14 protein-coding genes are annotated in these 13,678 nt (G+C 62.4%); 6 read left to right on the forward strand and 8 right to left on the reverse strand.

What is annotated here, in order from left to right; genetic code table 11:
* Positions 1–105 precede the first annotated feature (105 nt).
* The 6 genes from AC2FNZ_RS18645 to AC2FNZ_RS18670 all read left to right on the forward strand — a co-directional run bounded on the left by AC2FNZ_RS18645 (position 106) and on the right by AC2FNZ_RS18670 (position 7,160).
* Positions 106–3,000: a formate dehydrogenase subunit alpha gene (locus tag AC2FNZ_RS18645; RefSeq protein ID WP_093961816.1), complete on the forward strand. Its 2,895-nt coding sequence runs from the start codon at positions 106–108 to the stop codon at positions 2,998–3,000.
* An 11-nt stretch (positions 3,001–3,011) separates the two neighbouring features.
* A complete protein-coding gene (gene fdh3B / locus AC2FNZ_RS18650) occupies positions 3,012–3,605 on the forward strand; it encodes a formate dehydrogenase FDH3 subunit beta (protein WP_005983764.1) in 594 nt (197 codons plus the stop codon).
* A 71-nt stretch (positions 3,606–3,676) separates the two neighbouring features.
* Positions 3,677–4,885 (forward strand): formate dehydrogenase subunit gamma, encoded by a 1,209-nt coding sequence (locus AC2FNZ_RS18655; protein ID WP_496841591.1) that lies wholly within the window; start codon positions 3,677–3,679, stop codon positions 4,883–4,885.
* Entirely contained in the window at positions 4,886–6,148 is a 1,263-nt protein-coding gene (locus tag AC2FNZ_RS18660; RefSeq protein ID WP_260065759.1) for a c-type cytochrome, read from the forward strand. It abuts the gene before it with no gap.
* A 13-nt stretch (positions 6,149–6,161) separates the two neighbouring features.
* Complete coding sequence (locus tag AC2FNZ_RS18665) at positions 6,162–6,287, forward strand: hypothetical protein (protein ID WP_254920111.1); 126 nt, start codon at positions 6,162–6,164, stop codon at positions 6,285–6,287.
* On the forward strand, positions 6,288–7,160 hold the full coding sequence (locus AC2FNZ_RS18670) for a substrate-binding domain-containing protein (RefSeq protein ID WP_496841593.1): 873 nt from the start codon (positions 6,288–6,290) through the stop codon (positions 7,158–7,160).
* Between the two features lie 6 nt (positions 7,161–7,166).
* Here AC2FNZ_RS18670 and AC2FNZ_RS18675 read toward each other — a convergent pair whose 3' ends face one another.
* The 8 genes from AC2FNZ_RS18675 to AC2FNZ_RS18710 all read right to left on the reverse strand — a co-directional run bounded on the left by AC2FNZ_RS18675 (position 7,167) and on the right by AC2FNZ_RS18710 (position 13,636).
* On the reverse strand, positions 7,167–7,985 hold the full coding sequence (locus tag AC2FNZ_RS18675) for an ABC transporter substrate-binding protein (RefSeq protein WP_093961812.1): 819 nt from the start codon (positions 7,983–7,985) through the stop codon (positions 7,167–7,169).
* Positions 7,986–8,004: 19 nt separating this feature from the next.
* Positions 8,005–8,739 carry an ATP-binding cassette domain-containing protein gene (locus AC2FNZ_RS18680; RefSeq protein ID WP_170580113.1) on the reverse strand — a complete coding sequence of 245 codons (735 nt, stop codon included), beginning with the start codon at positions 8,737–8,739 and terminating at the stop codon, positions 8,005–8,007.
* Complete coding sequence (locus AC2FNZ_RS18685; RefSeq protein ID WP_260065751.1) at positions 8,732–9,445, reverse strand: ABC transporter permease; 714 nt, start codon at positions 9,443–9,445, stop codon at positions 8,732–8,734. Before AC2FNZ_RS18685 ends, AC2FNZ_RS18680 begins: the two co-directional genes overlap by 8 nt.
* Before the next feature lie 153 nt (positions 9,446–9,598).
* Entirely contained in the window at positions 9,599–10,588 is a 990-nt protein-coding gene (locus AC2FNZ_RS18690; RefSeq protein ID WP_496841596.1) for an ABC transporter substrate-binding protein, read from the reverse strand.
* A gap of 63 nt (positions 10,589–10,651) precedes the next feature.
* Positions 10,652–11,497 (reverse strand): ABC transporter permease, encoded by an 846-nt coding sequence (locus AC2FNZ_RS18695; protein WP_496841598.1) that lies wholly within the window; start codon positions 11,495–11,497, stop codon positions 10,652–10,654.
* Entirely contained in the window at positions 11,494–12,411 is a 918-nt protein-coding gene (locus AC2FNZ_RS18700; RefSeq protein ID WP_170403668.1) for an ABC transporter permease, read from the reverse strand. The genes AC2FNZ_RS18695 and AC2FNZ_RS18700 overlap by 4 nt, the downstream gene beginning before the upstream one ends.
* Complete coding sequence (locus AC2FNZ_RS18705) at positions 12,408–12,839, reverse strand: GNAT family N-acetyltransferase (protein ID WP_496841599.1); 432 nt, start codon at positions 12,837–12,839, stop codon at positions 12,408–12,410. The genes AC2FNZ_RS18700 and AC2FNZ_RS18705 overlap by 4 nt, the downstream gene beginning before the upstream one ends.
* Positions 12,839–13,636, reverse strand: coding sequence for an ABC transporter ATP-binding protein (locus tag AC2FNZ_RS18710; protein WP_496841600.1), 798 nt, complete (start codon positions 13,634–13,636; stop codon positions 12,839–12,841). Before AC2FNZ_RS18710 ends, AC2FNZ_RS18705 begins: the two co-directional genes overlap by 1 nt.
* Between the last annotated feature and the right edge of the window lie 42 nt (positions 13,637–13,678).

Consider the following 13,678-nt stretch of genomic DNA (forward strand, 5'->3'; position numbering starts at 1 on the left):
GGTCCGGACGTGGTCACACTCGGCTGACGGTTGCGATTGGCCCTGACGTCGATTTCGAAACACCAAGCCAGCCATGGTCAACATGGCCAGCAAGGGAGGAAAGAAATGCTTAGGAAAAAGACCAACGGGGTTGCGAGACGCCCCCAGCGGACAAGTATCCTGTCCCAAATCGGCGAAAAGAGCGTCGATCGCCGCGCGTTCCTGCGTGGCTCGGGCCTGACGATCGGCGGCCTGGCCGCGATCAGCGCCACGGGTGGAACCGTGTCGCCCGCCAGCGCCCAGACCGCAGCCAACACGGCTGTCGAGAACATCAAATCCGTCTGCACGCATTGCTCGGTCGGCTGTACCGTGGTTGCCGAGGTGCAGAACGGCGTCTGGATCGGGCAGGAACCCGGTTGGGACAGCCCGTTCAACCTGGGCGCCCATTGCGCCAAGGGGGCTTCGGTCCGTGAACACGCCCATGGCGAACGCCGCCTGAAATACCCGATGAAAAAGGAAGGCGGAGAGTGGAAGCGCATCAGCTGGGAGCAGGCGATCGACGAGATCGGCGACGGCATGATGAGCATCCGCGAGGAAAGCGGGCCTGACAGCGTCTATTGGCTGGGTTCGGCCAAGCACAACAACGAACAGGCCTATCTGTTCCGCAAGTTCGCGGCCTACTGGGGCACCAACAACGTGGACCACCAGGCGCGGATCTGCCACTCGACCACCGTTGCGGGTGTTGCGAATACATGGGGCTACGGCGCCATGACCAACAGCTACAACGACATCCACAATTCCAAGGCGATCTTCATCATCGGCGGCAACCCGGCCGAGGCGCACCCCGTCTCGCTGCTGCACGTCCTGCGGGCGAAGGAACAAAACAACGCCCCGCTGATCGTCTGCGATCCGCGCTTTACGCGCACCGCGGCCCATGCCGACGAATATGTCCGCTTCCGCCCCGGCACCGACGTGGCGCTGATCTGGGGCATCCTGTGGCACATCTTCGACAACAGCTGGGAAGACAAAGAGTTCATCCGCACCCGTGTTTGGGGCATGGACCAGATCCGCGAAGAGGTCGCAAACTGGACACCCGAAGAGACCGAGCGCGTCACCGGCGTGCCGGGATCGCAGCTCAAGCGCGTGGCGCGGACGCTGGCTAACAACCGTCCCGGCACCGTGATCTGGTGCATGGGCGGCACCCAGCACACCAACGGCAACAACAACACGCGCGCCTATTGCGTGCTGCAGCTGGCGTTGGGCAACATGGGCACCTCTGGCGGCGGCACCAACATCTTCCGCGGCCATGACAACGTGCAGGGCGCAACCGATCTGGGCGTTCTGTCCCACACCCTGCCCGGCTATTACGGCCTGTCCGCAGGCGCATGGGGTCACTGGGCCCGCGTCTGGGGCGAGGAACCGGAGTGGCTGGCTGGCCAGTTCGCAATGGTCAAGGACAAGGACGGCAAGGACAAGTCGCTGCAGAACGAACGGGGCATCCCGGTTTCGCGCTGGATCGACGGTGTTCTGGAAGATCCCGAGAACATGGATCAGCCCAACAACGTCCGCGCCATGGTTCTGTGGGGCCACGCGCCCAACTCGCAGACCCGGATGGTCGAAATGAAGACGGCGATGGAAAAGCTGGACATGCTGGTCGTGATCGACCCGTATCCCACCGTTTCCGCCGTCCTGCATGACCGGACCGATGGCGTCTATCTGCTGCCGGCCTGTACGCAGTTCGAAACCCGTGGCTCGGTCACGGCCTCGAACCGCTCGCTTCAGTGGCGCGACAAGGTGGTCGATCCGCTGTTCGAAAGCCTGCCGGACGAGGTCATCATGGCCAAGTTCGCCAACAAGTTCGGCTGGGCCGACCGGCTCTTCCGCAATATCGAGATGGAGGACCCCGAAACCCCGAATGTCGAAAGCATCACGCGCGAGTTCAACGCGGGGCTGTGGACGATCGGCTATACCGGTCAGTCGCCAGAGCGGATCAAAAGCCATATGGCCAACCAGCACACGTTCGACAGAACGACGCTGCAGGCCGTGGGCGGTCCGAATGACGGCGAATACTACGGTTTGCCGTGGCCCTGCTGGGGCACCGCCGAGATGGGCCATCCGGGGACGCCAAACCTCTATGACATGTCCAAACCGGTGGCCGAGGGCGGCCTGACCTTCCGCGCGCGTTTCGGCGTGGAACGCGACGGTGATAACCTGCTGGCCGAAGGGGTCTACAGCGTGGGTTCGGAAATCCAGGACGGATACCCCGAGTTCACGATGCAGATGCTGATGGATCTGGGATGGGATGGCGACCTGACAGCCGAAGAACGTGCGGCCATCGACGCCGTGGCCGGGCCCAAGACCAACTGGAAGACCGACCTGTCGGGCGGCATCCAGCGGGTGGCCATCAAGCATGGCTGTGCGCCCTTCGGCAACGCCAAGGCCCGCACCGTGGTCTGGACCTTCCCGGATCCGATCCCGCTGCATCGCGAGCCGCTGTACACGCCGCGGCGTGATCTGGTGGCGGACTATCCCACCTACGAGGACCGGCAGGCCTATCGCCTTCCGACCTTGTACGCTTCGATCCAGAAGAACGACTTTTCAAAGGATTACCCGATAATCCTGACGTCAGGTCGTCTGGTCGAATATGAAGGTGGCGGCGACGAGACACGGTCGAACCCGTGGCTGGCCGAGCTGCAGCAGGACATGTTCGTCGAGATCAATCCGCGTGACGCCAACAACCTTGGCATTCGCGACGGATCGCAGGTCTGGGTCGAAGGTCCCGAGGGCGGCAAGGTCAAGGTGATGGCGATGCTGACCGAAAGGGTCGGTGCCGGCGTGGCCTTCATGCCCTTCCACTTTGGCGGCCATTTCCAGGGCGCGGACCTGAGGGAGAAATACCCGAAAGGCGCCGACCCGTACGTGCTGGGTGAAAGCACCAACACCGCCCAGACCTATGGCTATGATTCAGTGACCCAGATGCAGGAGACCAAAGCGACTCTCTGCAAGATCTGGGCAGCGTAAGGAGGACGACAATGGCTAGAGCAAAGTTTCTCTGCGACGCTGAACGCTGCATCGAGTGCAACGCCTGCGTGACCGCGTGCAAGAACGAACACGAGGTTCCGTGGGGCATCAACCGCCGCCGGGTGGTGACGATCAATGACGGCAAACCGGGTGAACGTTCGATCTCGGTCGCCTGCATGCATTGTTCGGATGCGCCTTGCATGGCGGTGTGCCCGGTCGACTGCTTCTATCAGAACGAAGAAGGCGTCGTCCTGCATTCCAAGGACCTGTGCATTGGCTGCGGCTACTGCTTCTATGCGTGCCCGTTCGGCGCGCCGCAATACCCGCAGGCCGGCAACTTCGGATCGCGCGGCAAGATGGACAAATGTACCTTCTGCGCCGGCGGTCCCGAAGAAACGCACTCGACCGCAGAGTTCGCCAAATACGGCCGCAACCGGATCGCCGAGGGCAAACTGCCCATCTGCGCCGAGATGTGTTCGACCAAGGCCCTGCTTGCCGGTGACGGCGACGTGGTCTCGGCCATCTACCGCGAACGCGTCGTGGCGCGCGGGTTCGGCTCGGGCGCCTGGGGTTGGGGTACGGCCTACGACCAGAAGGACGGCTGAGACCTCAGCCTGACAACACGGGTGACCCGCCCCGGTGGGTCACCCGCTTTTGGATTGATACCGAGGTTCCGATGCTGCGCATTTTTCTGGCTTTGACGTTGACACTTGCGATCGCGCACGGCGCGCTTGCACAGGACGCGACCGGCACAGACGAACCAGCCGCTGCCCCGCGCGCGCAGACCGGTGGCGCCACGACGCTCGAGGATATTCTGGCCCGGCAACGCGGCGAGAAGGTCGACAACAGCTACCGCGCACAGAATACCGGGCAAGGCAATGCCGAAGGGTTGCTGGGTCAGTTGGGTACGCGCGGTGTGGCTTCGGACAGTGATGTGTATCGCGCCATCCGCTATGGCTCAGCCGATGTGACCGTGTCGACCAAGGGGCCGGCTGCCGGCGTGCTGATCCAGGACGGCGGCATGTGGTGGTGGACTTTCCGCACCGGTCCGCTGCGCGAATACGGAACCTATATTTTGGGCGGGATGCTGGTCGTTCTGCTGCTGTTTTTCCTGATCCGCGGCCGCATCCGCATCGACGGCGAGAAAACGGGCCGCACGGTCACACGGTTTTCAGGATTTGAAAGGTTCGGGCACTGGCTGTTTGCCGGCTCGTTCCTGATACTTGGATTGACCGGCCTGCTGACGCTCTACGGCCGAGATTTCCTGATCCCATTGTTCGGCAAGGAAGGGTTCGCCACCATCGCGCAAGGCTGCAAGTGGCTGCACAACAATCTGGCCTGGGCCTTCATGCTGGGATTGATCATCATCACCGTGAACTGGATCGCCCACAACATCCCCAACCGGACCGACCTGAAATGGCTGGCGGCGGGCGGCGGGTTGTTCACCAAGGGCAAACACCCCCCGGCCAAGAAATTCAACGCCGGTCAAAAGATCATTTTCTGGCTGTGCATCCTGCTGGGCGTCTCGATCAGCCTGTCCGGCCTGTCGCTGCTGTTCCCGTTCGAGCTTCCGATGTTCGCCAAGACGTTTTCAATCGCCAACGCGACCGGGTTGCCGCAGCTGCTGGGACTGGACCTGCCCACGCAAATGTCTCCGCAGGAAGAAATGCAATATGCCCAGGTCTGGCACGTGATGGTCGCCTATGCCTTCATCGCCATCATACTGGCGCATATCTACCTCGGCTCGGTCGGCATGGAAGGCGCGTTTGACGCCATGGGCACCGGCGAGGTCGAAGAGCAATGGGCGCGCGAGCACCATTCGCTGTGGCTGGAAGAGGTAAAGGCACAGGAGGCCAGCGACGGCGCGGCCTCGCCTGCCGAATAGATGCGCGGGCTGGCTCTGGCGCTGGCCCTGCTGCCGCTGCCGCTGGCGGCGGATTTCTACACGCTCAAGGGCCATGGCGGACCGATCATGGACATCGCCACGGCCCCGGACGGGCGCATTGCTACCGCCAGTTTCGACAATTCCGTGGGACTGTGGTCCGGACAGCAGCCGGACTGGCTGGAAGGTCACGAAGCTGCCGTGAACGCGGTGGCTTTTAACGGCACCGCGATCTATTCGGCCGGTGACGACTTTACCCTGCGCCGTTGGCCCGGTGGACAGGTCGTTGGCCAGCACAAGGGCAAGGTTGTCGGGATTGCCGCCTCAAAGACCCTAGTGGCGACTGCCAGCTGGGACGGGACCATCGGCCTTTGGCCCACCGAGGGCGGTGCGCGCAAGTTGCTGGGCCCAACGGGTAGCGGCGTCAATGCGGTGGCGTTCGCGCCGGATGGGCGGACGCTGTATTCCGCTGGGGTCGACGGCAGCCTGCGGGTCTGGGATGTGACGACCGGGGCGGAAACCGCGCGGCTGGTCGAGCACGGATTCGGCATCAACGAACTGGTCCTGAACGCCCAAGACGGATGGATCGCCTATGGCGCGGTCGATGGCGTGACCCGCATTCTGGACCTGACCACCGGGGCCGAGCGCGATTTCACGCTGGACCGACGCCCGATCCTTGCGCTCGCCCTCAGCCCGGATCGGTCGCTGCTGGCGGTGGGCGATGGCGAGGGCTACATCATGATCATCGACACACGGGACTGGCGGATCGCGCAGGATTTCCGGGCAACGCTGCGCGGTCCGGTCTGGGCACTGGCCTTTTCCCCCGATGGAGAAAACCTGCACGCAGGCGGGTTGGATCAGGCCATGTACAGCTGGCCGGTGGCCGCGCTGGGGTCACAGGAACGAATGGCGAGCCAAGAGCCGAGTTTTCTGAAAGACCCCGACGACATGAACAACGGAGAACGGCAGTTCGCACGGAAATGTTCAATCTGCCATAGCCTGACGCCGGACGATCAGCGCCGGGCTGGGCCGACCTTGCATGGCGTATTCGGGCGTAAGGCTGGGACCTTGCCCGGCTATATCTACTCGGAAACGCTGCAAGGGTCTGATATCATTTGGAACGAACAGACGATAAACGCTCTTTTCGACCAAGGGCCGGACCACTACATTCCGGGGTCGAAGATGCCGATGCAGCGGATCGCGCAGGCGCAGGACCGCACCGACCTGATTGAATTCCTGCGCAGCGCAACAGCGCCCGCAGACTAAGCCGGAGGATAAGATGAAAGCCTTTCTTGCAGCTGCCGCCGCAATGGTCGTCATTACTGCCGGCGCACCGCTGGTTTTGAAGCAACTCGGGCACTCAGCCGCCGAGACACAGACCGGCTCCTCGGTGCGACTAGACTGAATGTCCGAATTCCTGACCACACGAGAGTTGGCGGACCTGCTGCGCATTGGCGAACGCAAGGCCTATGATCTGGCGTCTTCAGGCGAAGTGCCCTGCGTGAAAGCGATGGGCAAACTTCTTTTTCCCCGGGCCGAGGTACTGGCCTGGCTCAATGCGTCGCGTACCGGTCCGAACACCGTCAAACCGCCCCTGCCCGACATCGTGGCTGGCAGCCATGATCCGCTTTTGGATTGGGCGCTTCGCGAAAGCGGCTCAGGATTGGCCACTTATTACGACGGTTCATTTGACGGGCTGAACCGCCTTGCGCGACGTGACGCACAAGCCGCTGTACTGCACATCCATGAACCGGGCGGGTTCAATATCAATTCCGTCCGCGATGCGCTGGGTGAAGCGCCCTTGGTTCTGTACGAGGTCGCAAGCCGCCAGCGCGGCCTGTTGCTGGCCCCTGGGGTTCAGGGAATTTCCGATTTTGGTGACCTGAAGGGCCGCCGTGTCGTGCTGCGCCAGGACAGTGCAGCCAGTCAGCACTTGTTCGATGCCCAGTTGGAGAGCTGCGGTCTGAGCCGCGCCGATCTTGACGCCCTGCCGACTTGTGCCCGCACCGAAGAGGAACTGGCAATCGCTCTGCATGACCACAAGACCGAGGCGGGGTTCGGCATCGGAGCCCTGGCGCGACTCTACGGGTTGGGCTTCGTTCCGACCCATTCCGAACGTCTCGACCTCGCCATCTGGCGGCGGTCCTGTTTCGATCCGCCGATGCAGAAACTGCTGACTTTTCTGGGTACGGACAAATTCAGTCGTCGCGCCGATGAATTGGGCGGATACGATCTGTCCGGCTTGGGACAGATCCATCACAACGGCGCAAGTGACTGACTGGCCCTATTGCTGCGCGTTCGGAAAGAAGAGTTGCTCACCGTTCAATTTGTACGCCGCGATTGCTTCCTGACCGTCCGGGCCAGTGAGCCAGTCGATGAACCTTTTGCCCGCGGCCGCCCGGACCCGCGGATGCTTTTCGGGGTTCACGAGGATCACTCCGTATTGATTGAACAGCCGAGGATCGCCTTCGACCAGGATCTCGAGGTTTCCCTTGTTGCCGAACGACAGCCATGTGGCCCTATCGGTCAGGGCATAGGCATCCATGCCCGCAGCAAGGTTGAGCGTTGCGCCCATGCCCGATCCGGTCTCGCGGTACCACTCGCCCGAAGACAAGGTCGGGTCCGTTCCGGACAGGCTCCAAAGAGCCTTCTCCGCCTTGTGGGTCCCGCTGTCATCCGCGCGCGACGCGAACGGAGCTTTGGCCTGCGCGATCGCTGCCAACGCGGCCACCGCGTCGTCGCCGCCTTTGATCTTGGCCGGGTCCGATTTCGGCCCCACCAAGACGAAATCGTTGTACATCACGTCCCGCCGCTCGACACCCCAGCCGTCGGCCACGAATTGCTTTTCCGCCGGCTTGGCATGCACCAGCAGAACGTCACCGTCGCCGTTGATCGCATTTCGGATCGCCTGCCCGGTCCCCACGGCGACAACACGGACATCGATCCCGCTTTCCGCCTCGAACCCTGGAAGGATAAAGTCCAGAAGGCCGGAATTCTGCGTCGATGTCGTGGACTGCACGACAATGAATGGTTCTTCGGCCGCTGCCGGACCGGCGAACAGCCCGAACAGGATCATTGCGCTTTTGATTGCTGCGCGAAACATGGATTGCCTCCGGTTGTTGTTATGTGACCAGCCAGCCCGCCAGATACTGGCGCGAGGCCTGACATTGTGGCGCTTCCAGCACCTGTTTTGCGGCGCCATGCTCGACCACGCGTCCGCCCTGCATCATCACGATATCCGCCGCCAGCCGACGGGCCTGCCCGACGTCGTGGGTGACCATCACGATCCGCACGCCCCGGGCCGAGGCGCGCAGGATCATCGCCTCGATCATTTGGGTCGCCGCGGGATCAAGGGCGCTGGTGGGTTCGTCCAGGAACAGGGTCTCGGGGCCAAGCGCAAGCGCGCGAAGGATGGCTAGACGCTGTGCCTCGCCACCCGACAGCGAGCGCGCCGACTGCCGGGCCTTGGTCTCAAGCCCTCCTTCGGCCAGAAGTTCCTGGATCCGGTTTTTCCGAGCAGCCCTGCCGAGCCCCAGCCGTTTCAAAACAAAGTCCAGATTGGCAGACACCGATCGGCGCAGCAGAACCGGTTGCTGGAACACCATTGCCTGCCGGGCTTTGTGGGCCGCATTCAGAACACCGCCATCCTGCCGAACCTGCCCCGCATCCGCCTTGATCAAACCATGCAGGCAACGCAGCAGCAGGCTTTTGCCAGCACCGTTTGGCCCAAGGATCAAAGTCGGCCCCGGACCATCCATCATCAGCTGCGGAACATCCAACAACAGCTTGCCATTGCGTTCCACTCGCAGCCCATCGGCCTGCAGACAATTGGGCATGTCTGGCATCAGATCACGCATGGCGCAACCCTTCCTGCTCGGCCCGAAGCGTCAGGGCGCTGACTGCCGCATTCACGGCCACGGCAATTCCGATCAGGATCGTCCCCAAGGCCAGCGCCAGGGCCAGATTTCCCTTCGAGGTCTCCAACGCAATCGTCGTCGTCATGACCCGTGTCACATGGTTGATGTTGCCGCCGACGATAATCACCGCGCCGACTTCGGCGATGGCTCGTCCGAACCCGGCCAGCAAGGCAGTCACCAACGCCAGACGCGCGTCCCACAAAAGCACCGGCACCGAGGCCAACCGCGACACTCCCAACGAACGCAACTGTTCCGAATATTCCTCGGCCAGCATCTCGATCACCTGCCGCGTCAACGCCGCGACGATCGGGGTCACCAGCACAGTTTGGGCAATGATCATGGCGGTTGGGGTGTACAAAAGCTCCAGCACGCCCAGCGGGCCCGAACGGGACAGCATCAGGTAGACCAGCAGGCCGACGACAACCGGAGGAAAGCCCATCAGTGCGTTCATCAGAATGATCAACGCGCGCCGTCCGGGAAAGCGGGCCACCGCCAAGGCCGCGCCAACCGGCATCCCGATCACGGCTGAAATCAACACAGCCAGCACCGAAACTTGCAGCGACAGCGTCACGATCGCCCAAAGGTCCGGATCCCCGGTCAGGATCAGGTGGCTTGCTTGGCTGAATTGTGATGCAAAATCCTGCATTTTATTCCCAAATCCACCAATTTTCGTAGGGATCGCAAAATCTTACAGGAATAATAGAGGAAACTGCCTCTGAAGACAGTTAAATTCCGACATCCGCAAAAACAAACGCGGCCCACAGGGGGCCGCGCTGAATTGTTGCCATGGTACAGCCAATCAGTTCAGGGCTGAATCCGTGATCTGGCTGGTCCACGCGCCTTCGGGCTTTTTGGTGATCACCGGGTCCGAGCCGCCGGCCAGCAGCGTGTTCACCGTGCGCTCGAAATCAGCCGGATCCAACGCGCCATTCGAACCGGCGGTCAGCTTGGCGATTTCGCCCATCATGCGCTTCTGGTGTTCCTCGGTCTGAGCACCGGTCGCATCGTTCTCCAACACGATTTCGGCGGCTTCGTCCGGGTTCTCCTCGGCGTATTTCCAGCCTTTCATCGAAGCGCGCACAAAGCGTTCCATCTTGTCGACGAAGGCCGGGTCGCTGAGGTTTTCTTCAAGCACGTAAAGGCCATCTTCCAGCGTGGCAACGCCCTGGTCTTCGTACTTGAAGGTCACCAGCTCGTCGGGGCTGACGCCGGCGTCGATCACCTGCCAGTATTCATTGTAGGTCATGGTGCTGATGCAATCGGCCTGACGCTGCAGCAGCGGGTCGACGTTGAAGCCCTGCTTCAGAACCTCGACGCCGTTCTCGCTCTTGCCGCCGGTGTCGATGCCCAGCTGGCTCATCCAGCTCATGAACGGGAATTCATTGCCGAAGAACCAGACGCCCAGCGTGCGGTTCTTGAGGTCCTCGGGCGAGGAAATGCCCGCATCCTTCCAGCAGGTCAGCATCATGCCCGAGCTTTTGAAGGGCTGCGCAATGTTGACCAGCGGCAGGCCCTTTTCGCGTGCGGCCAGCGCGGCGGGCATCCATTCCACGGTGACATCAGCGCCACCGCCCGCGATCACCTGCGTGGGCGCGATGTCGGGGCCGCCGGGCAGGATGGTGACGTCCAGCCCCTCTTCTTCGTAGAACCCCTTGTCCTTGGCGACGTAGTAGCCCGCGAACTGGGCCTGGGTGACCCATTTCAACTGCAGCGTCACCTCGTCTGCGGCAAAGGCCGAACTTGCGGCGAATCCTAGGGCGGCTATGGCCCCGGTCAGTAGCTTGTTCATCTTCATCTTCTCCTAGTTGCTAGTGCTGCCCCGTTTTCGGGGTCTGTTGAATTGTTGTTCCGCTTAACTGCGTTGTGACGGGTGCCAGAAGGTCACCAATTTCTCGATCATGGCGACCAGACCGTAGAAGGCGGTCCCGGCCAGTGCCGCGACCACGATTTCCGCCCAGACCATGTCCAGCGACAATTGCCCGACACTGGTCGAGATCCGGAACCCCATGCCCAAGGTGGGCGAGCCGAAGAACTCTGCCACGATAGCGCCGATCAGGGCCAGCGTGGTGGAAATTTTCAACCCGTTGAAAATAAACGGCATGGCCGCGGGCAGCCGAAGCTTCAGAAAGCTCTGCCAATAGCTTGCGGCATAGGTCTCCATCAGATCGCGCTGCATGGCGGTGGCCTCGCGCAGGCCGGCCACCGTGTTCACCAGCATCGGGAAAAAGACCATCACCACCACAACGGCCGCCTTCGAATGCCAGTCGAACCCGAACCACATCACCAGGATCGGCGCGGTGCCCACGATCGGCAGCGCGGCCACGAAATTGCCCACCGGCAGCAAGCCCAGGCGCAGGAAGTCCCACCGGTCCACGGCGATTGCCATCAGGAAGGCAGCGCCACATCCGATCACATAGCCGCTGAGCGCGCCCTTGATGATGGTCTGCACGAAATCGGCCCACAAGATCGGCAGGCTGTCCCAGAACCGGTCCCAGATCACCGAAGGCGCGGGCAGGATCACCAGAGGCACCTCGAGCCCGCGCACCAGCAATTCCCACACCCCGATGACGGTCAGGCCGAAGATCAGCGGCGCAAGAATGCGCACCGCCCGCGTGTCGGCATAAGGTCCGCTGGCCAGGCGGGTGTTCAGCCACCAACCGGCCAGCCACAAAAGGATTGCAAGACCGACCATCATCATTGCGCCATCCCCATGCGTTTCAACACCGCGCGCTCGATCAGGCCCAACAGGCCCACCAGACAGGCCGCCAGAATGGCCGCGGCAAACAGCGCCGACCAGATCTGCACCGTTTGGCCATAGTAGCTGCCGGCCAGCAGACGCGCGCCCAGCCCCGCCACGGCGCCGGTCGGCAGTTCGCCGACGATGGCCCCCACCAGCGACGCGGCGATCCCGATCTTGAGAGAGGCGAACAGATAGGGCATCGAGGCCGGCAGGCGCAGTTTCCAGAACGCCTGCCCGTTGCTTGCATTGTAGGTGCGCAGCAGGTCCAGCTGCATCGCGTCAGGGCTGCGCAGGCCCTTGACCATGCCGACGACCACCGGGAAAAAGCTCAGATAGGCCGAGATCACCGCCTTGGGGATGATCCCCTGAATGCCGATCGAATACAGCACCACGATGATCATCGGCGCCAATGCGATGATGGGGATGGTCTGGCTGACGATGGCCCAGGGCATGACCGACAGGTCCATCACCCGACTGTGCACGATCCCCACCGCCAGCAGGATGCCCAGCCCCGTGCCGATGGCAAAGCCCAAGATCGTCGCGCTGAGCGTCACCCAGCCGTGATAGACCAATGACCGTTTCGAGGTGATCTTCTTCTGAACCGTGGTCTCCCACAGTTCGATGCCCACCTGATGCGGTGCGGGCAGACGCGGCCGATCCTGCGCCCAGGTCGCCGGAACGGCAAAGCTGTTGCGCAGCGCCAGACCGATTTCCCCCATGTCGCGGCGGTCTTTGGCCGAGGGCGGAACCACTTCGGCCCCGGCCCGTTCCTGTTCAGTTAGAACGCCCTTGATGTTCATCGGAATGCAGGCCGCGTACCAGATGACGATGATGGCCAGCAGAACGGTCAGAACGGCAACAAGCTGCTTCATGCGTGCCACTCCATCCGCACCACGGCCACGGTCTCGGGCGGCGTTGCGGCCTCGGTCCCGGTCTCGACAAACCCCTCGCGGCGATAGAAGCGTTGCGCGGCGGCATTCGGTTGATGGGCCGTCAGCCACAGAAAGCTGCGCCCCTGTTTTGCCCGGTCCAGCAGGCGCTTGCCGATGCCCTGCCCGGTCCGCAGGCAATACAGCGCGCCGACCTTCTGCGCCGCGGGATCGACCGACATGTAGCAATCGACGGGTTCGCCCACGACCCACATCTCGCGGTCTGGGAAGGCCTGCGCGATCAGCGCCTCCAACTCCTGTTGGGGCAGTTCATCCGTCATCCACTCGGTCTGGCGGACCCAGGTCGAAACCACCGCCGCGCAGGCCGGCACATCCGCCCCGGTCGCGCGTCTGATGTCATCCCTGCCCATCACACATCGTCCCCATGCCCGGCGCGCAGCCCTTCGCGCACGCGGTGCGCGACCTCGATGAATTCGGGCGTGTCGCGGATGTCCAGCGGCCGTTCCTTGGGCAGAGGGCTGTCGATCACATCGGTGATCCGGCCGGGGCGTGGGCTCATCACCACGATCTTGGTGCTCAGATACACCGCTTCGGGGATCGAGTGGGTGACGAAACCAATTGTCTTGCCGGTGCGCGCCCACAGCGCCAAAAGCTGTTCGTTCAGGTGATCGCGCACGATCTCGTCCAGCGCGCCGAAAGGCTCGTCCATCAACAGGATATCGGCGTCAAAGGCCAGCGCTCGGGCGATGCTGGCCCGTTGCTGCATCCCACCCGACAGCTGCCAAGGAAATTTTCCACCAAATCCTGTAAGATCAACAAGTTCCAGAACGTTCTGTACACGTTCTTCCTGCTCCTGCGCCGAGTATCCCATGATCTCGAGCGGCAGTTTGATGTTCTTGGCGATGGTCCGCCACGGGTACAGGCCCGCCGCCTGGAACACATAGCCATAGGCCCGGTTCCGGCGGGCCTCGTCCGGGGTCATGCCGTTGACGGTCAGCGTGCCGCCCGTAGGTGTCTCCAGCGCAGCGACACAGCGCAGAAAGGTCGTCTTGCCGCAGCCCGAAGGGCCGATGAAACTGACGAATTCGCCCTTGTCGATCGCCAGGTTCACGTCCTTGAGGGCGTGCACGGGTCCGTCATTGGTTTGGAAGGTCAGGTCGAGGTTCTTTGCCTCGATCACGGGCTGGGTATTGCTTTCAGATGTCATCCTACTGCCTTGAAGTTTTGGCTTTTTTGCCCGTTCGGTAAC

The sequence above is a fragment of the Ruegeria sp. SAZA006 genome, from assembly GCF_059613465.1.

What these genes read in the sequence shown, in the direction of transcription:
- AC2FNZ_RS18645 (WP_093961816.1), top strand. Translation starts at nt 106, where the DNA reads ATGCTTAGGAAAAAGACCAACGGGGTTGCGAGACGCCCCCAGCGGACA.
- fdh3B (WP_005983764.1), top strand. Translation starts at nt 3,012, where the DNA reads ATGGCTAGAGCAAAGTTTCTCTGCGACGCTGAACGCTGCATCGAGTGC.
- AC2FNZ_RS18655 (WP_496841591.1), top strand. Translation starts at nt 3,677, where the DNA reads ATGCTGCGCATTTTTCTGGCTTTGACGTTGACACTTGCGATCGCGCAC.
- AC2FNZ_RS18660 (WP_260065759.1), top strand. Translation starts at nt 4,886, where the DNA reads ATGCGCGGGCTGGCTCTGGCGCTGGCCCTGCTGCCGCTGCCGCTGGCG.
- AC2FNZ_RS18665 (WP_254920111.1), top strand. Translation starts at nt 6,162, where the DNA reads ATGAAAGCCTTTCTTGCAGCTGCCGCCGCAATGGTCGTCATTACTGCC.
- AC2FNZ_RS18670 (WP_496841593.1), top strand. Translation starts at nt 6,288, where the DNA reads ATGTCCGAATTCCTGACCACACGAGAGTTGGCGGACCTGCTGCGCATT.
- AC2FNZ_RS18675 (WP_093961812.1), bottom strand. Translation starts at nt 7,985, where the DNA reads ATGTTTCGCGCAGCAATCAAAAGCGCAATGATCCTGTTCGGGCTGTTC.
- AC2FNZ_RS18680 (WP_170580113.1), bottom strand. Translation starts at nt 8,739, where the DNA reads ATGCGTGATCTGATGCCAGACATGCCCAATTGTCTGCAGGCCGATGGG.
- AC2FNZ_RS18685 (WP_260065751.1), bottom strand. Translation starts at nt 9,445, where the DNA reads ATGCAGGATTTTGCATCACAATTCAGCCAAGCAAGCCACCTGATCCTG.
- AC2FNZ_RS18690 (WP_496841596.1), bottom strand. Translation starts at nt 10,588, where the DNA reads ATGAACAAGCTACTGACCGGGGCCATAGCCGCCCTAGGATTCGCCGCA.
- AC2FNZ_RS18695 (WP_496841598.1), bottom strand. Translation starts at nt 11,497, where the DNA reads ATGATGATGGTCGGTCTTGCAATCCTTTTGTGGCTGGCCGGTTGGTGG.
- AC2FNZ_RS18700 (WP_170403668.1), bottom strand. Translation starts at nt 12,411, where the DNA reads ATGAAGCAGCTTGTTGCCGTTCTGACCGTTCTGCTGGCCATCATCGTC.
- AC2FNZ_RS18705 (WP_496841599.1), bottom strand. Translation starts at nt 12,839, where the DNA reads ATGGGCAGGGATGACATCAGACGCGCGACCGGGGCGGATGTGCCGGCC.
- AC2FNZ_RS18710 (WP_496841600.1), bottom strand. Translation starts at nt 13,636, where the DNA reads ATGACATCTGAAAGCAATACCCAGCCCGTGATCGAGGCAAAGAACCTC.